At 72.3% G+C, this 22,883-nt stretch carries 22 protein-coding genes; 10 read left to right on the top strand and 12 right to left on the bottom strand.

Annotated elements, in window-relative coordinates; genetic code table 11:
• Position 1 precedes the first annotated feature (1 nt).
• The 4 genes from ACFPP6_RS25330 to ACFPP6_RS25315 all read left to right on the top strand — a co-directional run bounded on the left by ACFPP6_RS25330 (position 2) and on the right by ACFPP6_RS25315 (position 3,423).
• Positions 2–925 carry a F0F1 ATP synthase subunit gamma gene (locus tag ACFPP6_RS25330; RefSeq protein ID WP_382046599.1) on the top strand — a complete coding sequence of 308 codons (924 nt, stop codon included), beginning with the start codon at positions 2–4 and terminating at the stop codon, positions 923–925.
• The gene (atpD, locus tag ACFPP6_RS25325) at positions 925–2,367 is read left to right on the top strand and encodes a F0F1 ATP synthase subunit beta (protein WP_382046596.1); all 1,443 of its coding nucleotides are present in this window, start codon (positions 925–927) and stop codon (positions 2,365–2,367) included. Before ACFPP6_RS25330 ends, atpD begins: the two co-directional genes overlap by 1 nt.
• A 114-nt stretch (positions 2,368–2,481) precedes the next feature.
• Entirely contained in the window at positions 2,482–2,856 is a 375-nt protein-coding gene (locus tag ACFPP6_RS25320) for a F0F1 ATP synthase subunit epsilon (RefSeq protein WP_058046298.1), read from the top strand.
• Between the two features lie 117 nt (positions 2,857–2,973).
• Positions 2,974–3,423, top strand: a complete 450-nt coding sequence (locus ACFPP6_RS25315) for a DUF2550 domain-containing protein (RefSeq protein WP_382046593.1) — start codon at positions 2,974–2,976, stop codon at positions 3,421–3,423.
• A 63-nt stretch (positions 3,424–3,486) separates the two neighbouring features.
• On the opposite strand, the gene ACFPP6_RS25310 is transcribed toward ACFPP6_RS25315, so the two are convergent.
• The 3 genes from ACFPP6_RS25310 to ACFPP6_RS25300 form a co-directional block, all read right to left on the bottom strand.
• Complete coding sequence (locus ACFPP6_RS25310) at positions 3,487–5,808, bottom strand: glycosyl hydrolase family 18 protein (protein WP_382046591.1); 2,322 nt, start codon at positions 5,806–5,808, stop codon at positions 3,487–3,489.
• Positions 5,809–5,889: 81 nt separating this feature from the next.
• Positions 5,890–6,579, bottom strand: coding sequence for a response regulator (locus ACFPP6_RS25305; protein WP_382046588.1), 690 nt, complete (start codon positions 6,577–6,579; stop codon positions 5,890–5,892).
• On the bottom strand, positions 6,576–7,781 hold the full coding sequence (locus ACFPP6_RS25300) for a sensor histidine kinase (RefSeq protein WP_382046585.1): 1,206 nt from the start codon (positions 7,779–7,781) through the stop codon (positions 6,576–6,578). Before ACFPP6_RS25300 ends, ACFPP6_RS25305 begins: the two co-directional genes overlap by 4 nt.
• 159 nt (positions 7,782–7,940) lie before the next feature.
• Here ACFPP6_RS25300 and ACFPP6_RS25295 point away from each other — a divergent pair, with 159 nt between their 5' ends.
• Positions 7,941–8,522: a hypothetical protein gene (locus tag ACFPP6_RS25295; protein WP_382046582.1), complete on the top strand. Its 582-nt coding sequence runs from the start codon at positions 7,941–7,943 to the stop codon at positions 8,520–8,522.
• Between the two features lie 80 nt (positions 8,523–8,602).
• Here the strand turns inward: ACFPP6_RS25295 and ACFPP6_RS25290 are convergent, their stop codons facing one another.
• On the bottom strand, positions 8,603–9,175 hold the full coding sequence (locus ACFPP6_RS25290; protein WP_336005733.1) for a cob(I)yrinic acid a,c-diamide adenosyltransferase: 573 nt from the start codon (positions 9,173–9,175) through the stop codon (positions 8,603–8,605).
• Between the two features lie 247 nt (positions 9,176–9,422).
• On the opposite strand from ACFPP6_RS25290, the gene ACFPP6_RS25285 reads away from it, so the two are divergent.
• The 3 genes from ACFPP6_RS25285 (at position 9,423) to ACFPP6_RS25275 (ending at position 13,775) form a co-directional block, all read left to right on the top strand.
• The gene (locus ACFPP6_RS25285; RefSeq protein ID WP_382046579.1) at positions 9,423–10,271 is read left to right on the top strand and encodes a 3-hydroxyacyl-CoA dehydrogenase family protein; all 849 of its coding nucleotides are present in this window, start codon (positions 9,423–9,425) and stop codon (positions 10,269–10,271) included.
• Positions 10,272–10,462: 191 nt separating this feature from the next.
• Positions 10,463–10,795, top strand: coding sequence for an STAS domain-containing protein (locus tag ACFPP6_RS25280; protein ID WP_382046576.1), 333 nt, complete (start codon positions 10,463–10,465; stop codon positions 10,793–10,795).
• Positions 10,796–11,066: 271 nt separating this feature from the next.
• Positions 11,067–13,775 carry an ATP-binding protein gene (locus ACFPP6_RS25275; protein ID WP_382046571.1) on the top strand — a complete coding sequence of 903 codons (2,709 nt, stop codon included), beginning with the start codon at positions 11,067–11,069 and terminating at the stop codon, positions 13,773–13,775.
• Between the two features lie 63 nt (positions 13,776–13,838).
• On the opposite strand, the gene nucS is transcribed toward ACFPP6_RS25275, so the two are convergent.
• Complete coding sequence (nucS, locus tag ACFPP6_RS25270) at positions 13,839–14,501, bottom strand: endonuclease NucS (RefSeq protein ID WP_256789671.1); 663 nt, start codon at positions 14,499–14,501, stop codon at positions 13,839–13,841.
• A 209-nt stretch (positions 14,502–14,710) separates the two neighbouring features.
• Here nucS and ACFPP6_RS25265 point away from each other — a divergent pair, with 209 nt between their 5' ends.
• Positions 14,711–15,103, top strand: a complete 393-nt coding sequence (locus ACFPP6_RS25265; RefSeq protein WP_256789670.1) for an SCO5389 family protein — start codon at positions 14,711–14,713, stop codon at positions 15,101–15,103.
• A 132-nt stretch (positions 15,104–15,235) separates the two neighbouring features.
• On the opposite strand, the gene ACFPP6_RS25260 is transcribed toward ACFPP6_RS25265, so the two are convergent.
• Positions 15,236–16,261: an LLM class flavin-dependent oxidoreductase gene (locus ACFPP6_RS25260; RefSeq protein ID WP_382046568.1), complete on the bottom strand. Its 1,026-nt coding sequence runs from the start codon at positions 16,259–16,261 to the stop codon at positions 15,236–15,238.
• 206 nt (positions 16,262–16,467) lie between these two features.
• Between ACFPP6_RS25260 and ACFPP6_RS25255 the strand changes: the two genes are divergently transcribed.
• Positions 16,468–16,800 carry an ATP/GTP-binding protein gene (locus ACFPP6_RS25255; protein ID WP_382046565.1) on the top strand — a complete coding sequence of 111 codons (333 nt, stop codon included), beginning with the start codon at positions 16,468–16,470 and terminating at the stop codon, positions 16,798–16,800.
• A 21-nt stretch (positions 16,801–16,821) separates the two neighbouring features.
• Here the strand turns inward: ACFPP6_RS25255 and ACFPP6_RS25250 are convergent, their stop codons facing one another.
• The 6 genes from ACFPP6_RS25250 to ACFPP6_RS25225 all read right to left on the bottom strand — a co-directional run bounded on the left by ACFPP6_RS25250 (position 16,822) and on the right by ACFPP6_RS25225 (position 22,829).
• Positions 16,822–17,742, bottom strand: a complete 921-nt coding sequence (locus ACFPP6_RS25250; protein ID WP_382046562.1) for an ABC transporter permease — start codon at positions 17,740–17,742, stop codon at positions 16,822–16,824.
• Positions 17,739–18,947 carry an ABC transporter ATP-binding protein gene (locus ACFPP6_RS25245; RefSeq protein ID WP_382046559.1) on the bottom strand — a complete coding sequence of 403 codons (1,209 nt, stop codon included), beginning with the start codon at positions 18,945–18,947 and terminating at the stop codon, positions 17,739–17,741. The genes ACFPP6_RS25250 and ACFPP6_RS25245 overlap by 4 nt, the downstream gene beginning before the upstream one ends.
• Before the next feature lie 87 nt (positions 18,948–19,034).
• Positions 19,035–19,934, bottom strand: a complete 900-nt coding sequence (locus ACFPP6_RS25240; protein ID WP_382046556.1) for a hypothetical protein — start codon at positions 19,932–19,934, stop codon at positions 19,035–19,037.
• A 27-nt stretch (positions 19,935–19,961) separates the two neighbouring features.
• Positions 19,962–20,729, bottom strand: a complete 768-nt coding sequence (locus tag ACFPP6_RS25235) for an ABC transporter permease (RefSeq protein WP_382046553.1) — start codon at positions 20,727–20,729, stop codon at positions 19,962–19,964.
• Positions 20,730–20,731: 2 nt separating this feature from the next.
• Positions 20,732–21,733: an ATP-binding cassette domain-containing protein gene (locus tag ACFPP6_RS25230; protein ID WP_382046550.1), complete on the bottom strand. Its 1,002-nt coding sequence runs from the start codon at positions 21,731–21,733 to the stop codon at positions 20,732–20,734.
• A 157-nt stretch (positions 21,734–21,890) separates the two neighbouring features.
• Positions 21,891–22,829, bottom strand: a complete 939-nt coding sequence (locus ACFPP6_RS25225) for a coiled-coil domain-containing protein (RefSeq protein WP_058046316.1) — start codon at positions 22,827–22,829, stop codon at positions 21,891–21,893.
• Positions 22,830–22,883 lie beyond the last annotated feature (54 nt).

The raw sequence follows: 22,883 nt of genomic DNA, 5'->3' as shown, positions 1-22,883 counted from the left end.
CATGGGTGCCCAGCTCCGGGTCTACAAGAGGCGGATCAAGTCCGTCTCCGCGACCAAGAAGATCACCAAGGCGATGGAGATGATCGCCGCCTCGCGCATCGTCAAGGCACAGCGCCAGGTGGCCGCATCGACTCCGTACGCCAGTGAGCTCACCCGGGCAGTGACCGCGGTTGCCACCGGCTCCACCACCAAGCACGCCCTGACCACCGAGGCGGAGAACCCGGTCCGGGCCGCGGTGCTGCTCGTCACGAGCGACCGCGGTCTGGCCGGCGGCTACTCCTCGAACGCCATCAAGGCTGCCGAGCGGCTCACCGAGCGGCTCAAGGCCGAGGGCAAGGACGTCGTCACGTACATCGTCGGCCGCAAGGGCGTCGCGTACTACGGCTTCCGCGAGCGCCCGGTGGCGGAGTCCTGGACCGGCTTCACCGACAGCCCGACCTACGCCGACGCCAAGCGCATCGCGGGTCCGCTGATCGAGGCCGTCCAGCAGGACACGGCCGCGGGCGGCGTGGACGAGCTGCACATCGTCTTCACCGAGTTCGTCTCGATGATGACGCAGACGCCGGTCGACAACCGTCTGCTGCCGCTGAGCCTGGAGAAGGCCCCGGAGGAGCAGGAGACTGCTGCGCCGGGCCGGATCCTGCCGCTGTTCGACTTCGAGCCGTCGGCCGAAGGGGTCCTCGACGCACTGCTGCCGCGGTACGTGGAGTCCCGGATCTACAACGCGCTGCTGCAGGCAGCGGCTTCCGAGCACGCCGCCCGTCGTCGTGCGATGAAGTCCGCCACCGACAATGCAGAAGAGCTCATCAAGTCGCTCACGCGGCTTGCCAATGCGGCCCGACAGGCCGACATCACCCAGGAAATCAGCGAGATCGTCGGTGGCGCCAGCGCCCTGGCCGACGCGACCGCGGGGAGTGACAACTAATGACGACCACTGTTGAGACGGCCGCCGCCACGGGCCGCGTCGCGCGGGTCATCGGCCCCGTCGTCGACGTGGAGTTCCCCGTCGACGCGATGCCGGAGATCTACAACGCTCTGCACGTCGAGGTCGACGACCCGGCCGAGGAGGGCGCTCGCAAGACGCTGACCCTCGAGGTCGCCCAGCACCTGGGCGAGGGCCTGGTCCGCTCCATCTCGATGCAGCCCACCGACGGTCTGGTCCGCCAGGCCCCGGTGACCAACACCGGCACGGGCATCACCGTCCCCGTCGGTGACGTGACCAAGGGCAAGGTGTTCAACACCCTGGGCCAGGTCCTCAACGAGGACCCGTCCACGGTCGCCGACGCCGAGCGCTGGTCCATCCACCGCAAGGCCCCGGCCTTCGACCAGCTCGAGTCCAAGACCGAGATGTTCGAGACCGGCCTGAAGGTCGTCGACCTGCTGACCCCGTACGTCAAGGGCGGCAAGATCGGTCTGTTCGGTGGTGCCGGTGTCGGCAAGACCGTTCTGATCCAGGAAATGATCATGCGTGTGGCGAAGCTGCACGAGGGCGTTTCCGTCTTCGCCGGTGTCGGTGAGCGCACCCGTGAGGGCAACGACCTCATGGTCGAGATGGAGGAGGCCGGCGTTCTCGACAAGACCGCGCTGGTCTTCGGTCAGATGGACGAGCCCCCGGGCACCCGTCTGCGCGTCGCCCTGGCCGGTCTGACCATGGCGGAGTACTTCCGCGATGTGCAGAAGCAGGACGTGCTGTTCTTCATCGACAACATCTTCCGCTTCACCCAGGCCGGTTCCGAGGTCTCCACCCTGCTGGGCCGCATGCCCTCCGCGGTGGGTTACCAGCCGAACCTCGCGGACGAGATGGGCATCCTGCAGGAGCGCATCACCTCGACCCGTGGTCACTCGATCACCTCGATGCAGGCGATCTACGTCCCCGCGGACGACCTGACCGACCCGGCCCCGGCGACGACCTTCGCCCACCTGGACGCCACGACCGTTCTGTCGCGTCCGATCTCGGAGAAGGGCATCTACCCGGCGGTGGACCCGCTGGACTCGACGTCCCGCATCCTGGACCCGCGCTACATCGCGCAGGACCACTACGACACCGCCTCGCGCGTCAAGGGGATCCTGCAGAAGTACAAGGACCTCCAGGACATCATCGCGATCCTCGGTATCGACGAGCTGGGCGAAGAGGACAAGCTGGTCGTCCACCGCGCCCGTCGCGTCGAGCGCTTCCTGTCGCAGAACACCCACGCGGCGAAGCAGTTCACCGGTGTCGACGGCTCCGACGTCCCGCTGGACGAGTCCATCGCGGCGTTCAACGCCATCTGCGACGGTGAGTACGACCACTTCCCCGAGCAGGCCTTCTTCATGTGCGGTGGTCTCGAGGACCTGAAGAAGAACGCCAAGGAGCTGGGCGTCTCCTGAGCCCCGTGCTCACCAGCTGCCGGGGGCGGGGCGCTCCCGCCCCCGGCAGCCACGTCCCCTATTCTTTGACCCAACACCTGCCGTGCCCGGCAGGTGAAGACCCGAGGAGCCACGTTGGCTGCTGAGCTGCACGTCGAGCTGGTCGCGGCGGACCGAAGCGTCTGGTCCGGCGAGGCCACTCTGGTCATCGCGCGTACCACATCGGGTGACATCGGCGTCATGCCCGGCCACCAGCCGCTGCTCGGTGTGCTGGAGTCCGGCCCGGTGACCATCAGGACCGCCGACGGCAACGTCGTCGCCGCGGTGCACGGTGGGTTCATCTCGTTCGCGGACGACAAGCTCTCGCTGCTCGCCGAGATCGCGGAGCTTGCCGACGAGATCGACGTCAAGCGTGCGGAGCGGGCGCTCGAGCGCGCCAAGTCGGCGGCGGACGCCGCCGCCGAGCGGCGCGCCGACGTCCGGCTGCGTGCGGTCGCGGGCGTTCACTAGCCCACGGCCCACTGAGTTCGTCCCTCAGCCGCGGACCGCACTGGAACACTCCAGGGCGGTCCGCGGCTGAGGCAATACAAGCCCGTTGCTCTAGATGTTGCGAGGAGGTCGGTGGAGATGGTCCTCGCTCTGCTCGTGAGCGGCGTCGTCGTCCTGCTGGTGCTGGTGGGGCTCTTCGTCTTCGGGCTGCGGAGGCGCCTGATCCAGCGCTCCGGCGGTACGTTCGACTGCAGTCTGCGCTGGAACGTCCCCGAGACGGACCCCAGGCCGGACGGCAAGGGCTGGGTGTACGGCGTCGCCCGCTACAACAGTGACCGGATCGAGTGGTTCCGGGTCTTCTCGTACGCGCCGCGGCCCCGCAGGCTGCTGGAGCGCGCCTCCATCGAGGTGCTGGAGCGCCGGGCCCCGCAGGGGGACGAGGAGCTCGCGCTGCTGTCCGACGCGGTCGTGCTGATCTGTGTGCACCAGGGGACGCGCCTGGAGCTGGCGATGAGCGAGGACGCCCTGACGGGCTTCTTGGCGTGGCTGGAGGCGGCACCTCCCGGCCAGCGCGTGAACGTGGCTTAGCTTTCTGTGGCCTCGAACGCCGGCCGGGCTTGATATATCAAGCCCGGCCGGCGTTTTTGCCGGTCAGGAACGCAAGCCGTTGTCCACGGCCGTCATCAGCGTTCCGCTGTCACCCGACATCTCCCAGATCATGACGCCGCCCAGGCCCTTCGGCTTGAGCCAGGCCGTCTTCTTGTTGATCGACCAGACGTCGTCGAACGTCCACCACTGCCCGTTGTTGCCGGTGTAGCCGTACGTGGCGACCGACTGTTCGTCGTGGTGGACGGTGAGGCCCGCGACGGACGCGATCAGGTTGTCGTAGCCGCGGGTGCCCGACTCCTCCGGGAACTGGCCCGGTGCCGCCCCGTTCGCCGTCTGCCAGACGCCGCGCTCACCGCCGTCGGCGACCTGCTGCCAGCCGCGGCCGTAGAACGCCAGCCCGAGCACGATCTTCTTCGGGTCGACCCCGGCGTCGAGATAGGTCTGGACGGTCTTGTCGACGCTGAACTTCGTCGCGTACGGGTCCTTGGCGTCCTGGTAGAGGTTCCCCTGGTGGCCGGTGCGCTTGGGTTCCCAGCTGTTGTCGCTGCCGGAGCCGTGGAAGTCGTAGCCCTGGACGTTGGCGAAGTCCATGTAGTCGAAGACGCCGGGCGTGCCGTCCTTGGTGGTGATGTCCCAGCCGGCCTCGATCTTCGCCGGGTCGGCCGGGGTGAAGGCCGTGAGCAGGTACTTCCTGCCCGTCGTCGCGCTCAGCGCGTCGAGCTGCCGGCGGAACTCGGCGAACAGCAGGGTGTTGTTGGCCTTGTCGTCCTTGGAGACGTGGTTGCCGGCGTGGCCCTCGGCGCCGGGCCACTCCCAGTCGATGTCGAAGCCGTCGAAGATCCCGGCGGCGACGCCGGGGCCGCCGCGGCCGTTGGTCGCCGGCAGGTCGCCCTTGATGTACATGTCGATACAGGACTTGACGAACTTCTGCCGGGAGGCGTCCGTCCTGGCGACGTCCGAGAAGTACTTGCTGTAGGTCCAGCCGCCGATGGACATATTGATCTTGAGGCCGGGGTGCTTGGCCTTGAGCTTCTTCAGCTGGTTGAAGTTGCCGGCCAGCTTCTGGTCCCAGGTGTCGCCGACGCCGTCGACGGATTCGCCCGCGCCGAAGCCCTTCTCGTAGTCGGCCCAGGAGTCGCCCGCGCCGTCGCCCTGGCTCGGGTCCTGGGGGTTGGGGGTGGTGGCCTTGGTGACCCCATTGAGGCAGGTGAGGTCGGTGGGGTGGATGTTGGAGAAGGAGTAGTTGATGTGGGTGAGCCTGGCGGCGGCGCCCGTGGTCTCCAGGGACTTCACGGTGTAGCCGCGGCCGTAGATGCCCCACTGCACGAAGTAGCCGACCTTGGCGTAGCCCGCGCCGGGCTGCGGTTGGCCGCCGCCCGTGGTGCGCACGGTCAGCGGCGCGCTGGCCTTGCCGGTCTGGCCCGCGGAGTCCCGGGCGACGACGGTGTAGGTGTAGTCGGTGCCCGCGGTGAGGCCGGTGTCGGTGTGGGCGAGCTTGCCGACCGTGGCGACCTTCACGGTGCCGCGGTAGACGTCGTAGTCCTTGATGCCCTTGTCGTCCGTGGCCGCGGGCCATTTCAGGGCGACGGAGGTGTCGGTGACCGTGGTCGCCTGCGGGGTGCCGGGGGCGGAGGGCGGCTTGTCGGTGCCGCCGCCGCTCCCCGTGCGCAGGGTGGCGGACGGGCTTGCCGGGCCGGTCTGGCCGGCCGAGTCGCGGGCGACGACCTTGTAGGTGTAGTCGGTGTCGGCGCTGAGGCCGGTGTCGGTGAAGGCGGTGCCGGAGACCGTGCCGACGACGCTGTCGCCGCGGTAGACGTCGTAGTTCTTGACGCTCTTGTCGTCCGTGGCCGCGGCCCAGGTCAGCGCGATGCTGTCGGCCGTGACACCGGTGGAGGAGGGCTGCCCGGGGGCGCTGGGCGGGGTGTCGGCGGGGGAGCCGTCGCAGGGCCCGCCGTCGAGCCGGCAGCCCGCGGGAGCGCCGTCGCCGGAGCCGACGAAGCCGAAGGTGACGCTGGCGCCGGGCGCGATGCTGCCGTTGTACTCGCGGTTCTTGGCGGTGTAGTGGGAGCCCGAGCTCGTGAGCAGGGCGTCCCAGTAGGCGCCGACCGTGGTGGTGGAGGGGAAGTCCCACTCGACGGTCCAGGCGGTGATGGCCGTGGTGCCGGTGTTCTTGACCGTCCACTCCGCCTGGAAGCCCGTTCCCCAGTCGGAGGTCTTGACGAATGTCGCCGTCGCGGACGGCGCCGCGTGGGCCGGGGCGGCCGCCAGGCCGACGAGCGCGGTGGCGGGCAGCGCGAGCGTGGCCAGGGCGGCCACCGCTCTTCGTAAGGTGCGGCCGATGCTTCCTGAGGTTCCTGTGCTCAAGGGGGTGCTCCTCGGAGAGAGGTGCGGACAGGTGGGGGGTGCACAGCTGCTCGGGGAGCGTAAGAAGGTCCGTACCAATGGTCAAGAGGACTGGACCAATCCCAACTCCCGGGCCAGCACCGCCGCTTGCACCCTGCTGCGCAGCTCCAGCTTGTTCAGCAACCTGCTGACGTGCGTCTTCACCGTCGCCTCCGCCATGCCCAGACGGCCCGCGATCTCCGCGTTCGACAGCCCCTCGCCCAGCGCCGCCAGCACCTCGCGCTCACGGCGGGTCAGCGTCTCCAGCGCCGCGGGCTCCCCGGCGCCCGGCATCCGGCCCTGCGCCGGGCGCGCGAACTCCGCGATCAGGCGGCGCGTCACCGCCGGGGAGATCAGCCCCTCGCCGGCCGCCACCGTCCGCACCGCCGCGATGAGACCGGCGGCGTCGCTGTCCTTGAGCAGGAAGCCCGCCGCGCCCGCGCGCAGCGCCCCGAAGACGTACTCGTCCAGGTCGAACGTGGTCAGCACCAGGACGTCGGCGAGCCGCTCGGCGACCACCTGCCGGGTCGCCGACACCCCGTCCAGGCGCGGCATCTGCACGTCCATCAGCACCAGGTCCGGGCGCAGTTCGCGGGCCAGCCGGACGGCCTTCTCGCCGTCGGCCGCCTCCCCGACGACCTCGACGCCCGGCGCCGAGCGCAGGATCAGCACCAGCCCGGAGCGTACGGACGCCTGGTCCTCGGCGACCAGGACGCGGATCCCGGGGGCGTCCGCGGGGGGTGTGGTGGTCACGGTGTTCCTTCCTCCGGTACGGGCAGCACCGCCCGCACGCGCCAGCACTTGCCGTCCGGGCCCGCCACCGGGCCCGCCTCGAACTCCCCGTCCAGCAGGGCCACTCGCTCGCCCATGCCGACCAGCCCCGCCCCGGAACCCGGCGCCCGCGGCACGGGACCCGCGCCGTAGGCGCTCGTCACCTCCACCGCCAGCCACCTGCGGCCCTCGCGCGCCAGGCGCACCGTCACCTCTCCCGGCGCCGCGTGCTTGACCGCGTTGGTCAGCGACTCCTGGACGATGCGGTACGCCGCGAGCTCCGTCGGCGCCGGGAGCGGCACCGGGCCCCGCCCGTCGTCCAGGACGAAGCGGAACCGGTCGTCGCGGACGGCCTTGCGGGCGTGGGCGAGGAGCGCGTCCACGCCGTCGAGGCGGGGCGTGGCCGCGGGCTCGTCCTCGCCGCCCGCCTGCCGCAGCAGCCCGATCAGCCGGCGCATTTCGGCCAGGCCCTGCACGCTGTTCTCCCGGATCACGGTGAGCGCCTCCTCCGACGCCTTCGCCTCCCCGATCGACAGCGCCGCGGTGGAGTGGATCGCGATCGCCGACAGGTGACCCGCGACCATGTCGTGCAGCTCGCGCGCCATCCGGGCGCGCTCGGCGCCCACCGCCTCGCGACGGTCCATCTCCGCCAGCAGCGCCGTCCGCTCGGCCTCCAGCCGGGCCGCGCGCGCGGCGTCACGGTGCCGGCGGATACCCGCGCCGGTCCACGCCGGCGCGACCACCAGCACCCCGAAGCCGAAACCGATCAGCAGCGCCTGCGGCTCGCGGAGCACCGCCACGGCCAGCAGCGTCCCCAGCACGGTCAGCACCTCGGCGATGCGGGGGATGCGCCAGGCGACGGACGGACGTCCGTAGAGCACGGCCGCGTAGACGACGTCCGTGTACATCGCGATCGTCGCGACGAGCGAGCCCGTGCAGATGTCGAGGACGAGCGTGAGCGTGCCGACGGCGAGCGCCGTCAGCGGGGCGCTGCGCCGCAGCAGCTCGGCGCCGCACATGACACCCAGCGCCACCAGGGACAGCCACCCGGGCACATCGGCCAGCGGAGGGTTGTTGTGCAGCCCCAGGAACCACAGCGCCAGGCCGCCCAGCAGGCCTGTGGCCGCGATCAGGACGGCGTCGCGGTCGGGGCGGCGGGGCAGGCGCAGGCGGCGGACGGGCATGCGTACATCACAGCATGCGGCGGGGGCGGCGGGGACGCGCCGGAGGAGGGTGCGGCGGGCCGCGCACTACATCGAAGGATGCAGTCGCGAATCGTCGTACGCGATGACGAAGCCGCTGGTCACGGCAGGGAGCCTGGAAGGGAGGGAAGGGAGACAACCGTGATCGTCACGCTGATCGTCGTCTGCGAGGTCGGCTTCTGGGTGCTGCTGGCCGGCGGCCTGAGCCTGCGGTACCTGGCGAAGATGCCGCGGGCGGGGGTCGCCGTGCTGCTGCTGGAGCCCCTGCTGGAGCTGGTCCTGTTCATCGCCACCGCGATCGACCTGAAGAACGGTGCGGAGGCCGACTGGAAGCACGGTCTGGCCGCCGTCTACATCGGCTACTCCGTCGGCCTCGGCCACGCCACGATCAAGTGGGTCGACGCCCGCTTCGCCCACCGCTTCGCGGGCGGCCCGCCGCCGGTGAAGCCGCCGAAGTACGGCACGGCGCGCGCCGTCCACGAGTGGAAGACCGCCGCCCGCTGGATCCTGTCCTGCGCGGTCGCCCTCGGCCTGCTGCAGGCGGCGGTCTGGTACGTCGGGGACTCCGGCGACATCAGCTCGCTGCGGGCATGGCAGACGAAGGCGCTCATCGCGGCCGGAATCAACCTGGCCATCGCGATGAGCTACACGATCTGGCCGAAGCAGGCCCCGGCTCCGGAGGGGCCGGAGCAGGCCCCGGCCCCGGAGGAACTGAAGCGCTGACGCCTCACGGCGCAGCGCGCGGCGAAGGCCGTCGGCCCCAGGGCGGTGCGGCTCCTCACCGGTCCCCGGGCTGCCGCGCGTCAGCGGTTCTCGCCCGGGACCCACAGGACGTCCCCGACCTCCTTGTTAGCCGTCCTGGCGAGAATGAACAGCAGGTCCGAGAGGCGGTTCAGGTAGGTGGCCGTCAGGGGGTTCATGATGTCCGCGTGGAGTTCCATCGCCGCCCAGGTGGAGCGTTCCGCGCGGCGCACGACCGTGCAGGCCTGGTGCAGCAGCGCCGCCCCCGGCGTCCCGCCCGGCAGGATGAAGCTGCGGAGCTTCTCCAGGTCCTCCAGGAAGCGGTCGCAGTCCGCCTCCAGCTTGTCGATGTAGGACTGCTCCACGCGCAGCGGCGGGTACTTGGGGTTCTCGGCGACGGGCGTGGCCAGGTCGGCGCCCACGTCGAAGAGGTCGTTCTGGATGCGGACGAGCACCTTCACGATCTCCTCGGGCAGCTGCCCGAGCGCGATCGCCACCCCGATCGCGGCGTTGGCCTCGTTGGCGTCGGCGTAGGCGGCGATGCGGGTGTCGGTCTTCACGGTGCGGCTCATGTCGCCGAGGGCGGTGGTGCCCTTATCACCGGTGCGGGTGTAAATGCGCGTCAGGTTGACCATGGGTACGAGCCTAGCCACGCGGCGGGTGCCTGCCGAGGCCGACGCGCACCGCGCCACCCCTGTGACATCTGAGGCTGGAGGGGCCCAACTGCAGTGTGGGGACCGGCCAGTGGGCGTCTCGATGTGATGTCCGTCATGTGGGACGTGACGCGCATCTCTTACCGCCCAACCGCGCCGCGACGGGCGCTAAGGTCCGGCGGAGAGTGCGTTGAGAAAAGCTATGTGCACAGGGAGTAAGGGGACAGCCGTGGCCAAGAAGCTCGCCGTCATCGGGGCCGGACTGATGGGGTCCGGGATCGCGCAGGTCTCCGCCCAGGCCGGGTGGGACGTCGTGCTGCGGGACGTCACCGACGCGGCGCTGCAGCGCGGCACGGACGGCATCAAGGCCTCGTACGACAAGTTCGTCTCCAAGGGCAAGCTGGAGGCCGCCGCGGCCGAGGAGGCCCTCGCCCGCATCACCACCACGACGGACCTGGACGCCGCCGCCGACGCGGACATCGTCGTCGAAGCCGTCTTCGAGGACATCGACACCAAGCGGGACATCTTCCGCACCCTGGACGGCCTGGTGAAGGACGAGACCGTCCTCGCCTCCAACACCTCCGCCATCCCGATCACCAAGATCGCCGCGGCCACGCAGCGCCCCGAGCGCGTCGTCGGTGCCCACTTCTTCTCGCCTGTGCCGATGATGCAGCTGTGCGAGCTGGTCCGCGGCTACAAGACCAGCGACGAGACGCTGGCCAAGGCCCGTGAGTTCGCCGAGGGCGTCGGCAAGACCTGCATCGTCGTCAACCGCGACGTCGCCGGCTTCGTCACCACCCGGCTGATCTCGGCCCTCGTCGTCGAGGCCGCCAAGCTGTACGAGTCCGGCGTGGCCACCGCCGAGGACATCGACATCGCCTGCAAGCTGGGCTTCGGCCACGCGATGGGCCCGCTGGCCACGGCCGACCTGACCGGCATCGACATCCTGATGCACGCCACGGGGAACATCTACACCGAGTGCCAGGACGAGAAGTTCGCGCCGCCGGAGATCATGCGCCGCATGGTCGACGCGGGCGACCTGGGCCGAAAGAGCGGCCAGGGCTTTTATCAGCACTGAATCGGCTCCGACCGGGTAACCGATACCTAATTCACCCTCCAGGGTGAATTAGGTATCGGTTCGCCAACAGGCGGCAACCTTGTCGTGTGAGAGGCAGTCAGTTCTTTGTAACCACAGAGCCTTGAGAACCGCACGGGGCCGCAGAGTCACACCGTCATCACGCACCATCGGGCATCACTCCGGGAGCGCATATGCACATCAGGGGCGACCACGCCGAACTGGTCGTCGGGGGCCGCCTCGACGTCCGCAGCGCGGCGGACGCCCGTACGGTCCTGCACTCCGCCCTCGACTCCGGCCGCGGCGACCTCGTCCTCGACCTCACCGAGCTGGACTCCTGGGACGCCACCGGCCTCGGCGTCATCATGGGCGCCCACCGCCGCGCCGGCCGCTCCGGCCGCCGCCTCGTCCTGCGCGGCGTGCCCGACCGGATGCAGCGGCTGCTCGTCGCCACCCGGCTGCACCGCATCCTCGCCATCGAGGGCGGAATCGGCGTCGCGGCGGGTGAGTCCCTCCCCCGCGTGTGAACGGAGTTGCCATAGGGGCACCCGCGTCCGGATGCGTCCCCTTCTTTCCGATTCTCATGAGACTGTGACATGCCCCGGGCAGCGGGGCCCCCGTCGCTTCATGGATACTGTGCCCAGGTCTGAGGTTCGGTTTTCCCGCCGCGAAAGGCCGCATAACAGAGCCCACGGCGGGCACCGATGAAGCGCCGGCCGGTATGCCCGGCCGAGGGTTGAGGAGTGCGGCAGGCCGGAAGGGCAGGACGGCACGCCACGCATTTGGGGGGCTTTCACCATGGACCCGACGAACCGACCCGAGGAATTCGGCGAGGGCGCACACGAGTCCGCGGAGGGCGGCGGCCCGCGCGACCTCCCGGGCGCCGAGGCCGGGGAGCAGGCCCCCGGGCTCGCCCGCGTCGTCCGGCTCGTCGCCGGCGACTACGCCCTCACCGTCAACCCCGTCGACGGCAGCGAGATCGAGCCCTGCCTGCCCGCCGAGGTGCCCCCGCGCCCCGGCAGACACACCCCCGAGGAGCGCGCCGAGCTGCTCCGCGCCGCCGCGCCCCCGCCGCCCGCCCGCCAGGCCGGCCCCGAGCTGCCCCTGCTGCACCGCCAGGAGGAGCGCGAGCGCCTCTCCCGGCTGCTCTCGCGCGGCCGCTCCGTCCGGCTGACCGGCCCCTCGGGCTCCGGCCGCAGCGCCCTGCTGGACGCCGTCGCCGACGACTGCGCCCGCCTCGCCCCCGACGGCGTCGTCCGCCTCACCGGCCACCACCGCACCGTCACCGACGTCCTGTACGACCTCTTCGCCGCCGTCCACCACGCCCCGCTGCACCGCCCCGACCGGGCCGGGCTGCTCTCCCTCGTCCGCGAGATCGGCGCCGTCGTCGTCCTCGACGACCTCGAATTCGGCGGCGCCGCGCTGGACGAGCTCCTCGACGCCACCCCCGAGTGCGCCTTCCTCTTCGCGGCCACCCCCGACGTCGCCGCGCCCTCTCCCGACTCGCACGTCGAAGAGGTCTTCCTCGGCGGCCTCGACCGCACCGCCTGCCTGGAGCTCCTGGAGCTCTGCGTCGACCGGCCGCTGACGGACGAGGAGGCCGACTGGGCGGCGGACCTGTGGTTCGAGTCCGAGGGCCTGCCGCTGCGCTTCGTCCAGGCCGGCGCGCTGCTGCGGCTGGGGGCGGACCCGGCGGCCGCCGGCGCGGACGGCCGGGCGAGGGACGCCGCCGGTGCCGACCCCGTCGCCGCCGACGAGTTCGGCGTCTTCGCCGAGCGGCCCTACGTGGCTGCCGCCGGGGCCGAGGCCGAGGCCGGCGCCGGTGCCGCCCAGGGCGTGCCGCTGCCCCCGCTCGCCGAGGCCTCCCGCCCGGCCGTGCCGCTCGCCTCCCGCCTCGACGAGGCCTCCCGCGAGACCCTGCGCTTCGCCGTCGCCCTCGGCGGCGAGGTCCCGCACCAGGCCCACCTGCCCGCGCTCGTCGGCGACACCCACGCCGACGCGGCCGTCGGCGAGCTGCTCGCCGTCGGTCTGATCACCGCCGTCGCCGGGCACTACCGGCTCGCCGCGGGCGTCGCCGGCCAGCTCACCGCCGAGGGCTACGGCGCGGGCGCGGCCGAGCGCGTCCACTCCGCCGCCCAGCACTACGCCTGGTGGGCCGGCCACCCCTCCGTCGCGCCCGAGCGGGCCGCCGCCGAGGCCGACGCGATCCTCGCCGCGCTCGCGGCCCTCGCGGCCGACGGCGACCCCGGGCACCGCGCCGCGGCCGTCCAGCTCGCCCGCACCGCTGCGCCCGCCTTCGCCGCGGCCCTGCACTGGAGCGCCTGGGAGCGCGTCCTGCGCTACGGGCAGGAGGCCGCCCGGCGCGCCGGAGAGGTTGGCGAAGAGGCCTACTTCCACCACGAGTTGGGTGTGCTGGCGCTGTGCACCGGCAATCTGCAGCGGGCCCGCGCCGAGCTGGAGGCGTCCGTCGGCATGCGCGGCGTGATGGCGGACAAGCGCGGCGCCATAGCGGGCCGCCGGGCGCTCGCGCTGGTCGCCGACCGCTCCGGGTTCGCGGCGGGCGGCCCCGCGGGCAGCCCGCCCGCGGCCGCGCCCGGCGCCGCCGGTGCCGCCGGTGCCGCCGCGGTGTCGCCCGTGCCGCAGCCGCCCGCGTCCCGGCCCGCAGGAGGGCCCGCCGGCCGTACGCCCGCGGGCGAGGAGATCCCGGCCGCCCGCAGCGAGCAGTCCGCCGTGCCGCCCTCCGTGCCCTCCTCCGCCGCCCCGGCGGCCCCCGGCGGCGACCCGGACCAGGTCGCCACGACGGTCATCGCCCGCCTCGCGGCCGAGCGCGCCCAGCGGCAGCGGGGCTCCGCGCGGCAGCCGTGGGCCCGGAAGATGATGATGGGCGGCGCCCGGCGCAACCTCGTCGCGGCCGGTGCGGGTGCCCTGCTCGCCGCCGTCCTCGGCACGGTCGTCACCCTGGGGGTGACCTCCGGCGGTCAGGACGGAAAGTCGCCCGAACGGGTGAAGCCGGGCCAGTCCGCGTCCCAGCAGGACGGCGACAACAGCCTCACCGCCGACCAGCCGGGCCCGGGCGAGGCCGGGCACGCCCAGGTGCCGGGCAAGCCGGGGAAGCCGAACCACTCGCCCGGCGCGGGCGGCTCCGGCTCGGCCTCGCCGGGCGCCTCCGGCAGCACGTCGCCGAGCGGCGCCCCCAGCGGCAGCGGCGAGCCGTCGGGCCGGCCCTCCTCGGGCGGGTCGTCGCCGAGCCCGTCGCGCTCGCAGGGCGGTGGCGGTCAGCCCTCGCAGTCGCCCGCGCCGAGCAGGAGCAGCAGCGGCGGCACCGAGCCGTCGTCGAAGCCCTCCTCCTCCCAGCCGTCCTCGCCCTCCCAGCCCTCCTCGCCGGCCGGCGGCGGGTCGAGCTCGGCGAGCGGCCCCGCCGGCGGCAGCAGCCAGTCGGCCGCGAGCGGCCCGTCGGGCAGCAAGCCGGCCGACGGCAGCGGCAGCCCCTCGTCCGCCGGGGCGTGAACGCGAACGCCGGACGGGCCTGGTCGGCCCGTCCGGCGTGGTGATGCTCCCGCGCGGTGCGCGTCAGAAGAGCCGCAGCTTGTCGTCCTCGATGCCGCGCATCGCGTCGTAGTCCAGGACGACGCAGCCGATGCCGCGGTCCGTGGCGAGCACGCGGGCCTGCGGCTTGATCTCCTGGGCCGCGAAGACGCCGCGCACGGGCGCCAGGTGCGGGTCGCGGTTGAGGAGCTCCAGATAGCGTGTGAGCTGCTCCACACCATCGATCTCGCCACGCCGCTTGATCTCCACGGCCACCGTCGCGCCGTCGGCGTCGCGGCACAGGATGTCCACCGGGCCGATCGCCGTGGGGTACTCGCGGCGGATCAGGGAGTAGCCCTCGCCGAGCGTCTCGATGCGGTCCGCGAGGAGCTCCTGAAGGTGTGCTTCCACGCCGTCCTTGATGAGGCCGGGGTCCACGCCGAGCTCGTGGGAGGAGTCGTGCAGCACTTCCTCCATCGTGATGATCAGCTTCTCGCCCGCCTTGTTGACCACGGTCCATACGTCCCCGTCGCCCTCCTTGAGGGTGCACGGCGGGGACATCCAGTTGAGCGGTTTGTAGGCGCGGTCGTCCGCATGGATCGAGACGCTGCCGTCCGCCTTGACGAGGATCAGCCGCGGGGCGGAGGGGAGGTGGGCGGTGAGCCGGCCCGCGTAGTCCACGGAGCAACGGGCGATGACGAGACGCATGGTGCGCAACGCTACTCGACTCCTGCCCCCCGACGCGATTCGCCCCCGATGGGCCCTTTGGCTGTGGCTGGTTGTCGGTGCGTTCTCCTGGTGCGCCCGCAGTGGCCGAATTACCGTTGAAGCGGGCGGTCGTCGTACGGGCACGGGGCGTCGTCGTCCGCTCGCCCACCCCTGAGACCCCGCTCGCGGGGTCGCGAGAGGAGAACCCCATGTCGCTCGACGTCTCACCGGCCCTCCTCGAACAGGCCGAGCGAGGCGAGGTCGATGAAGCGGAATTCGTCGACTGCGTCCGGACCTCCCTGCCGTACGCGTGGGAGATGATCGGCTCCCTGGTGGCCCGGCTCAGGATCGACGGTGGCGAGTTCGCCGACAACCAGACGCCTCCGCCGGACGAGCAGGCCCGTGGCCAGCTGCTGCGCGCCCTGGCGAGTGATGCCATCCGAGGTGCCCTGGAGCGGCACTTCGGAGTGCGCCTGGCGTTCCAGAACTGCCATCGGGTGGCGGTGTTCCCGCTTGCCCCGCAGGCGGACGAGCGCCTGGCCCGTTTCACGTCGATCCGGGGCCAGCTGCTGAACCAGTCGCCGGAGCTGCGGGACTGCTGAGGCGCTGGCGCTGCCGCTCCGCACGCGGGAGGTGTCGATCAGTGCGGGAGCGGCAGCGGCCCCGGGAGCGGCCCGCGGCGGGCGAGCGGGGCGCAGCCGCGGCGGAGGTGCCGCGGGGGGCGCAGGGGACGGTCAGGAGAGGAGCGGCAGCACCTCGGTGCCGAGCCGGCGGAGGTTGTCCTCGGTGGCGGCGAGGTCGCCGGAGCCCTCGGTCAGCAGGGCGAAGCGGGTGATGCCCGTGCGCTCCGCGGTGGCCGCCAGGCGGTCGGCGCACAGCTGCGGCGGGCCGACGGGATGGAGCTCGCACAGCAGCTTGGTGTACTCGAGCGGATCGCGCATCGTGCGCGCCCGGCCGTCGACCGTCACGTACGCCGAGAGGCCCTGGTGCAGCCAGCCCGGCATGGCCTTCGTCAGGGTCTCCGCGGCCTCCTGCCGGCGGTCCCCGACCTGGACGACCCCGGCGGAGACGTGGGCGGCCGCGGCGACCTCCCCGGGCGAACGCCCCGCCTCCAGCGAGCACTTGCGCCACAGGGCCACCATCTCCGCCTTCTCCTCGTCCCCGCTGTGCATCCCCAGCAGCATGGGCAGGCCGTGCCCGGCCGCGAGACGGACGCTCGACGGCGAGGTGCACGCCATCAGGACGGGCGGGCCGGAACGATCCTCCAGGTCGTCCGGGCGCGGCACGACCGGCACTTCGCGGAAGCGGAAGCGGGGGCCCGAGGCGCCCACCCGGGGCTCGCGCAGCCACCGCATCAGCAGCGCCAGGGACTCGGGGTACCCCTCCTCGTACGCCGCCAGACCGGAGTTGAAGACCTCCAGGTCCACCCAGGGGCCGCCGCGGCCCACCCCGAGGGTGAAGCGGCCCTCGGAGGCGAGGTGCAGCATGGCGGCCTGCTCGCCGAGGGCCACGGGGTGGGTGGTGGGCAGCACGCTGACGGCCGTGCCCACCCGGATCCGGCGGGTGCGTCCCAGGGCCAGTGCCGCGAGCGTCACCGCCGAGGGGCAGACCCCGTACGGCATGAAGTGGTGCTCGGCGAACCAGACCGCGTCCAGCCCCGCCTCCTCGGCGACCACTGCCGTCCGCACGGCCCGGTGCAGGGCCTCCGCATGCCCCTGTCCGGGGAATTGGGCGGCCAGGACGAATGCTCCAACGCGCATCGCTCTTGCTCCTCCTAGCGACCGACGCGGCATCCCCCCACCGGAAATAACGGCTGACACGTGCCATGGGCACGGCTCCGCGTTAAGTTTTCATGATGATCGGGGGAGTGTCGCGGCGGTGCCCGGGGGGACGCCTGCCCGCCACGGTGACTCTGGCGCGTAATCTGGTCACGGCCCGTAGCTCCCCAGACCAACCGAGGTGCCCCGTGTCTCCGCGCCGAAACCGCCCGCGAGGCGGCGCAGACAAGCAGCCCGACGCCCCCCGCGGCGAGGGCGGCGACCGCTACGGCCTGGAGCGCACCGAGGACTGGCAGGGCGAGGAGTGGGCGGTGCGCACGATCGGCGGCGGCGCGGCCGCGAAGCACTACCGCTGCCCCGGGTGCGACCAGGAGATCCCGCCGGGAGTGCCGCACTTGGTGGCCTGGCCGCAGTACGGGGCCGGCGTCGACGACCGGCGCCACTGGCACAAGTCCTGCTGGAACGCGAGGGACCGCCGGAGCGCGCGGCTCCAGCGGTCCCGTAATGCCCCTCGTTACTGAGGGTTTGTCAGCGCTCTGCGGTCACGCGTCGCGCTTGAGCAGCGAGGCGTAGGCGCCGCCGAGCGCGACGGCCGCGGCGATCGCCATGATCCACACCGGGTCCCAGCCGCTGAGGCTGGTGGCGGACTCCTCGCCGGAGGCGCCGTAGAAGACCGACAGCTGCATGGGGATCGAGTACTCGAACAGCGCCTTGCGCAGGTCCGACAGGCTCTCCGTGAACATGAACATCGCCACGACCAGCGGCAGCAGCACCACGCCCAGCATCACCGTGATCGCACCCGCGGAGTGCCGCAGCAGCGTGCCCATGGCGAGCGAGATCAGCCCGAGCAGGCCGATGAAGAGGCTGGTGCCGATCGTCGCCCGGAGCCATTCGCTGCCGGTGGAGGCGAACTCGGCCTGGTCCTCCAGCAGTGCGACGTCGATGATCCCGACCAGCGCCGTGGAGGCGAGGGTGATCACGAACGTCAGGGCGAAGAAGACGACCGCCTTCGCCGTGAGCACCCGGGCGCGGTCGGGGCAGGCCGTCAGCGTCGTGCGGATCATGCCCGTGCCGTACTCGGAGGAGATCGTCAGCACGCCGAGCGTGAGCACGCAGATCATGCCCAGCATCACGCTGAAGAAGCCGGCGGCCAGGGCGTTCGTGCCGCCCATGGAGCTGTCGGCGGCGTTGACGGCGGCCGCGATCAGCAGCCCGATGCCGACGATGATCCCCACCATGATGCTCAGCGTCCAGATCGTGGAACGCACGGAGCGGATCTTGGTCCACTCGGCCGCGACGGCGTCCATGAGGGTCGCCTTGCGGACCGGGATCGGCGAGACGTAGCCGGGGACGCCGCCCGCGGGCGCTGCGCCGGGCCAGTAGCCGGGCGCGGCGTGCGGCGGGGCCTGCGGGGCGGCCTGCGGAGTCGCCGGGTGGGCCGCCTGGGGCTGGGGGGTGGTCATCGGGCGTCCTCGCTGTCGCGCTTGGTGAGGTCGGCGGGGGCGGGGGCGGGGGCGGCGGCCGGCGCGGCGGGCGGCGGGCCCGCGGGGGCCTGCGGGACCGCCGGGTGGGCGGCCTGCGGCGGCTGCGGGGCGCCGGCCGGGGCCTGCGCGTACGGGTTGGGCTGCTCGCCCGGGAGCACGGGGTAGGGGTTGCCCTCCGGCGGGGCCCAGCCCTGGTGCGGGGCGGGGGCGCCGGGGTGGCCGTAGCCGGGGCCCGGGGGCGGCGGGGCGAGGGCGGCGAGCTGGTCGGCCGTCGAGCGGTAGTCGACCGCGCCCTGCGTCATCCGCATGTACGCCTCCTCCAGCGAGGCCTGGTGCGGCGAGAGCTCCCAGAGGCGGACGTCCGCCTCGTGGGCGACGTCGCTGATCCGCGGCAGCGGCAGACCGGTGACGCGCAGGCCGCCGTCCGGCTCGGACAGCACCTGGCCGCCGGCCTCGACGAGGGCGGCCGTGAGCTTCTCGCGGCTCGCCGGCTCCGTCTCCGGCGTGCGCACGCGCGCGAAGTCCGCGGAGTTCGCGGATATGAAGTCCTTGACGCTCATGTCGGCCATGAGCTGGCCGCGCCCGATGACGATCAGGTGGTCGGCGGTCAGCGCCATCTCGCTCATCAGGTGCGAGGAGACGAAGACCGTCCGGCCCTCGGCGGCGAGCTGCTTCATCAGGTTGCGGACCCAGAGGATGCCCTCGGGGTCGAGGCCGTTGACCGGCTCGTCGAAGAGCAGCACCTGCGGGTCGCCGAGCAGCGCGGCGGCGATGCCGAGGCGCTGGCCCATGCCGAGCGAGAAGCCCTTGGAGCGCCGCTTGGCGACGTCCTGCAGGCCGACCACGCCGAGCACCTCGTCCACCCGGCGGGCCGGGATGCCGCCGAGCTGCGCGAGGGAGAGCAGGTGGTGGTAGGCGCTGCGCCCGCCGTGCACGGCCTTCGCGTCGAGCAGCGCGCCGACCTGGCGCGGTGCGTTGGGCAGGCTGCGGAAGGGGTGGCCGCCGATGGTGACGCGCCCGGACGTGGGCTGGTCCAGTCCCAGGATCATGCGCATGGTCGTGGACTTGCCTGATCCGTTGGGACCCAGGAAGCCGGTGACGGCCCCGGGCCGCACCTGGAACGACAGATTGTGTACGGCCGTCTTGGCGCCGTAGCGCTTTGTCAGACCGACTGCCTCGATCATTCTCCGCCCCTCGCGAGCTCTTTTGGGCGTAAGGCCCCGTAAGGGTTAGGAGCATAACGAGGAGCTGACGGTTCCCGTTACCCGCGATCAGCTGCGCGGGGTGGGGAGTGCCTGATGGGGGCGGTCGCCGTGCTGATCGCAGGGACGGCCGCCGGCTTGGTCCGGGCCCCGGCCCCCGCCCAGCGGCAGGCCTTCGGGGAGCACCCAGCCCTCCCTGCGGAAGACCGCCCGCCCCTCGGCCCGCACCGCCTCGTCCGCCCGCGCCCGGGTGACCCAGTCCTCCGGGCCCGGCCCGAGCAGCTCGCGCAGGGCCTGCGAGGCGGCCAGCAGGGCGCTCAGCAGGCCGCACTGGTCGCCGCCGCCCGCGCGGGGCCCGCCGCCGCCCGGGTCGGCCAGGACGCCGTGCCGGCTCACGTAGAGGTGTGCGCCGCCGAGCCGGTCCCCCGAGGGCAGCGCCATCGGGAAGTCCGCGCCCGGCACCCACACCCGCCGGTAGTTGAATTCGGTCTCGTCGACGACGGCCAGCTGCGCGTCGTCCAGCCAGCCGGCCACGAGCGTGCGCCGGGCGGCCGGGTCGGCGTAGGGCGCCGCGGCCACGTAGCCGTGCCGCCCGATGTGCGCGGAGCACCCGACCCCGATGCCGTGCACCTCCACGGGCGCCATCGGCACCGTGGCCCCCGGGCCGCGCCGGGTGAGCTTGTGGTGCAGCTGGGCGGGGGAGGCGTTGGACCCCACGGCGAGCACGGGGTGCCGCGACCGGACGCGTGCCGCGCTCATCCGGTCGAGGAAGGCGTCGAGGCCCGGCTCCGTGCCTCCCATCCCCGTCACCACCCGCCACTCGCCCGGCGGCCCCGGCTCCGGCCGCAGCGGCAGCAGCTCGCCGCCCGTCAGCAGGGCCGGCTCCCCGACCGGGCGCCCGGGATACGTCAGCGGCAGCTCGGCGGGGGCACCGTCGAGCCCGAGGGCCCGCAAGGTCCGGTCGGTCACGACGGCTCCTCGCTCGCCGGCAAGGCGCTACGCGTCCCGCCGCTTCAGCACGACGTACCCGCCGGCCAGCGCCGCCACCACCCACAGCACCATGATCGTGAAGCCGCCCCACGGCCCGTACGGGGCGTCGTCGAGCGACACCACCTGCATGACCTTGTGGCCGGCCTGGTCGGGCAGGTACTGCCCGACCTTCTTCGTCGCCTCCACCGCGCCCAGAATGCTGGAGATGATGAAGAAGAACGGCATCAGAATGCCGAGCGAGAGCATGGGGCTGCGCAGCATCGCCGCGATCCCCATCGAGAACACCGCGATCAGCGTCATATAGAGGCCGCCGCCGATCACCGCCCGCAGGACTCCCGCATCGCCGATCGACGTCCGGTGACTGCCGAGCATCGACTGGCCGACGAAGAAGGAGACAAAGCTGGTCAGCATCGCGATGACGAACGCGATCAGCGTGGCCACGGCGATCTTGCTGAAGAGGAACGTGCCCCGCTGCGGAACCGCCGCCAGTGAAGTGCGGATCATTCCGGTGCTGTATTCATTGGACACCACCAGCACCCCGAAAACGATCATGGCGAGCTGGCCGAGTCCCATTCCCGCGAAACTCGTAAAGGTCGGGTCGAAATTCACCCGCTCCTGCACCGGCATACGCTCGAAGTTACTGCTGGAGAAGGCGCTGATCAGCGCGCCGAGCGCAACGGTGACCACCAGCGCCAGACCGAGCGTCCACACCGTGGAGCGGACGGATTTGATCTTCGTCCATTCCGATTGCAGGACCTGCCCCACCACCGCCATCGTCAGGATCCCTTCTTCCGCCAGTCGGCTCCCCACCCGCCGCCGGGCGGCACCGCGCCGCCGCCCGGCGGAGCGCCCGCGCCCGCATCGGCGGTCGGGGCGCTGTGCGCGTGGTACTCCACCGACTCGGCGGTCAGCTGCATGAAGGCCTCTTCCAGGGACGCCTGCTGGGGGCTCAGCTCGTGCAGGACGATCCGGTGCCGCGCGGCGAGCTCGCCCAGCCGGGCCGCCTCCGTGCCGTCGACCTCCAGGTGGCCGTCCTGCGTGGTCACGGCCGTGATCCCGGCACCGGCCAGCACGTCCAGCAGCCGCTCGCTCTCGGGGGAGCGCAGCCGTACGTACGAGCGCGAGTTGCGGGCGATGAAGTCCGCCATCGAGGTGTCGGCGAGCAGCCGGCCCTGGCCGATCACGATCAGGTGCTCGGCGGTCAGCGCCATCTCGCTCATCAGGTGCGAGGAGACGAAGACCGTACGCCCCTGGGAGGCGAGGTTCTTCATCAGATTGCGGATCCAGTGGATGCCCTCGGGGTCCAGCCCGTTGACGGGCTCGTCGAACATCAGGATCTGCGGGTCGCCCAGCAGCGCGGCGGCGATGCCCAGCCGCTGCCCCATGCCGAGCGAGAAGCCTTTGGAGCGCTTTCCGGCCACCGAGGCCAGGCCGACCGTGTCCAGAACCTCACGGACGCGGGAGCGCGGGATGCCGTTGCTCTGCGCCAGGCACAGCAGGTGGTTGTAGGCGCTGCGGCCGCCGTGCATGGCCTTGGCGTCCAGCAGGGCGCCGACGGTCCGCAGCGGGTCCTGCAGCTGCCGGTAGTGCTGCCCGTCGATGAGGACGGTGCCGGCGGTGGGGCTGTCCAGGTCGAGCATCATCCGCATCGTCGTGGACTTGCCCGCGCCGTTGGGCCCCAGGAAGCCGGTGACGATCCCCGGGCTGACGGTGCAGGTGAGGCCGTCGACGGCGAGCTTGTCGCCGTAGCGCTTGGTCAGGCCCTGCAGCTCGATCATTCAGCCACGGTAAGGGGGGCCGGCACACCCCGCCAGCGGTAGCGGGCCGTCCGGGGGAGCGGCCCGGGGCGCCCGGGAGGACGACCGCTGCCCCGTGCGCCCGCTCAGGCGGCGCACAGGGCAGGACGGGTGTCCCGGAAGGTCAGCGGCCCTGGGGTCAGCGGCTCTGCTGGGCCGGGACGCCGCGGGAGATCGGCTCGTCGTCACCGGGGACGCCGGCCGCGGCGACGGCGGCGCCGGTCAGCGTGGCCAGCATCTCGCGGACGTTGGTCAGCTGGGCGTTGATGCTGTCGCGGCGGTTGGTGAGCGCGGCGAGCTCGCGCTCGGACTCGCTGCGGATGCGGTCCGCCTTGGCGTTGGCGTCGGCCACGATGTCCTCGGCCTGGCGCTGGGCGGTCTCCACCGTCTGGCGGGCGCGGCGCTCGGCGTCCGTGCGCAGCTTCTCCGCCTCCAGGCGCAGCTGCTCCGCGCGGTGCTCGATCTCCGCCAGCCGCTTCTCCGCCTTGGCCTGGCGGGAGGCCAGGTCGCGCTCGGACTGCTCGCGCCGCTTGGCCAGGTTGGTCTCGAAGTCGGCGGCGGCCTGGGCCGCCTTGGCGCGGGTCTCCTCGAAGAGGGCGTCCGCCTCCTCGCGCTTGGACTGGGCGTCCTTCTGGGCCTCGGCCCGCAGCTGGGCGGAGTCGCCCTTGGCCTTCTCGACGATGCGCGCGCCCTCGTCCTCCGCCTTCGCCTTGCGGTCGGCGGCGAACGACTCGGCGTCGTTGCGCACCTGCTGGGCGGCGGACTCGGCAAGCTCGCGGTGCTGCTCGGCGGCGCGCCGGGCCTCCTCACGCAGATCCTTGGCCTCTTCCTCGGCCAGCCGAAGGATCTTCTCGACCCTCGCCCCCAGACCCGCATAGGACGGCTCGGCGTCATTGACCTGGGCCTGAGCATTCTGCGTCTCGAGGTGCAGCTCCTCGATGCGCTTTTCCAGAGAGGTGATGCGTGCCAGTGCGCTGTCTCGGTCGGCGACGAGCTTGGTAATGCGGTCGTCCACCTGGCCGCGGTCGTATCCACGCCGCACAAGCTCGAAGCCGAAGGGGGAGGAAGTGTCACTCATGGGGTTCCTGTCATAAGAGACCGGTGAGGTGATAGAGGGAATCCTAGGGGTGCG

It is taken from the genome of Streptomyces aureoversilis (assembly GCF_042657885.1).
GTDB classification, from domain to species: domain Bacteria; phylum Actinomycetota; class Actinomycetes; order Streptomycetales; family Streptomycetaceae; genus Streptomyces; species Streptomyces aureoversilis.
The sequence above is the reverse complement of the archived record's forward strand: the minus strand, read 5'-3'. Positions and strand labels throughout refer to the sequence as shown.

Coding starts and splice junctions, on each gene's coding strand:
- ACFPP6_RS25230 (WP_382046550.1), bottom strand. CDS start 21,733: ATGATCGAGCTGCAGGGCCTGACCAAGCGCTACGGCGACAAGCTCGCC.
- ACFPP6_RS25250 (WP_382046562.1), bottom strand. CDS start 17,742: ATGACCACCCCCCAGCCCCAGGCGGCCCACCCGGCGACTCCGCAGGCC.
- ACFPP6_RS25235 (WP_382046553.1), bottom strand. CDS start 20,729: ATGGCGGTGGTGGGGCAGGTCCTGCAATCGGAATGGACGAAGATCAAA.
- ACFPP6_RS25275 (WP_382046571.1), top strand. CDS start 11,067: ATGGACCCGACGAACCGACCCGAGGAATTCGGCGAGGGCGCACACGAG.
- ACFPP6_RS25315 (WP_382046593.1), top strand. CDS start 2,974: ATGGTCCTCGCTCTGCTCGTGAGCGGCGTCGTCGTCCTGCTGGTGCTG.
- nucS (WP_256789671.1), bottom strand. CDS start 14,501: ATGCGTCTCGTCATCGCCCGTTGCTCCGTGGACTACGCGGGCCGGCTC.
- ACFPP6_RS25260 (WP_382046568.1), bottom strand. CDS start 16,261: ATGCGCGTTGGAGCATTCGTCCTGGCCGCCCAATTCCCCGGACAGGGG.
- ACFPP6_RS25300 (WP_382046585.1), bottom strand. CDS start 7,781: ATGCCCGTCCGCCGCCTGCGCCTGCCCCGCCGCCCCGACCGCGACGCC.
- ACFPP6_RS25245 (WP_382046559.1), bottom strand. CDS start 18,947: ATGATCGAGGCAGTCGGTCTGACAAAGCGCTACGGCGCCAAGACGGCC.
- atpD (WP_382046596.1), top strand. CDS start 925: ATGACGACCACTGTTGAGACGGCCGCCGCCACGGGCCGCGTCGCGCGG.
- ACFPP6_RS25330 (WP_382046599.1), top strand. CDS start 2: ATGGGTGCCCAGCTCCGGGTCTACAAGAGGCGGATCAAGTCCGTCTCC.
- ACFPP6_RS25265 (WP_256789670.1), top strand. CDS start 14,711: ATGTCGCTCGACGTCTCACCGGCCCTCCTCGAACAGGCCGAGCGAGGC.
- ACFPP6_RS25290 (WP_336005733.1), bottom strand. CDS start 9,175: ATGGTCAACCTGACGCGCATTTACACCCGCACCGGTGATAAGGGCACC.
- ACFPP6_RS25280 (WP_382046576.1), top strand. CDS start 10,463: ATGCACATCAGGGGCGACCACGCCGAACTGGTCGTCGGGGGCCGCCTC.
- ACFPP6_RS25225 (WP_058046316.1), bottom strand. CDS start 22,829: ATGAGTGACACTTCCTCCCCCTTCGGCTTCGAGCTTGTGCGGCGTGGA.